Annotated in this window: 1 protein-coding gene; it reads right to left on the bottom strand. The window is 44.9% G+C overall.

Annotation, left to right across the window (positions count from 1 at the left end):
• Nucleotides 1-964: tetratricopeptide repeat protein (locus tag R7R78_RS24710; RefSeq protein ID WP_318119555.1), on the bottom strand; the 964-nt coding region annotated here is incomplete at both ends.

Here is a 964-nt window from a genome sequence, read left to right as displayed (position 1 = left end):
CACTTGGCTTCGGAAAATACTTGGATGTTGCGCCTCGGCAATGGCTCGGCGAGCACGTGGCAACATCGATTTCATTTCACTTAAAAATGAACAACGTTCGAGCAGTACGCACAGATGGTAAAGATCATAGAAGTGCGACAGTTGATTGCTGGCTAGTACCGCTCTGACTTGAGAAATAGCGGCTTTTAAATCACCACGAATCAGCGCGATGTGCGCGTCAATCAATACAAATTGGGCTTTGAATTGCGAGTTCTTCTCTATTTCACCAATCAGTGGGTTTAATCCAAACAGGAGGTTTTCAAAGCATTGATTTGACGGTGCATTGAGCGCTCTATATAAGTGGCAGCGCACAAAATTCAGTTTGGTGAAGATGCCGCCTCGGAAGGTATTTTCGTTCTTTTCGTAGTAGCGCTTAATGTAAGTGACCGCGTCATCGTAAGATTCGCTGGCTAAAGAGAGGTTGGTGATCACCAGTTCACGCTCAGAACCAGCATCCAACAACATAGTCGATTGCTTTAGGTGTTTGATCGCTTTAGGAATGTCTTCACTGAGCACCGCCATGTTAGACATTTCATCGTGATAGTAGGGGTTCTCTTTTTTACTGCTCAAGCTTTCCAGAACTTCTTGTGCTTTTTCTAAGTCATCGGTCTCAATTAGCGTGTTGGCGAGTGCAGTTTTAATCCAGTCAAAATTGTCTTCTTTGAGTAGCTTTTCGTATTCGCTACGGGCGCTAGAAAACTGTTTGTTTTGCACCATTGCATGCGCACGGTAACGTCTGATCAGTTTTGAATATTCGGGATGAAAGGGAAGAAGGGTATCAGTGGCTTCAATCACGCCTTCAAAGTCCATCTCACGCAGTTTTTCGTAAATCGGTAGTAGCACGCTTCTGCGTTTCATGGCTGACAGCAGTCGGTTGCGAAAAAAGGTGTGATTAAACGGTTTTAGCGAGTAGTCATCAGGGTCG

This window comes from Vibrio sp. 2134-1 (genome assembly GCF_033339495.1).
Note: the sequence above shows the minus strand (reverse complement) of the source record. Positions and strands in the feature narration are given on the sequence as shown.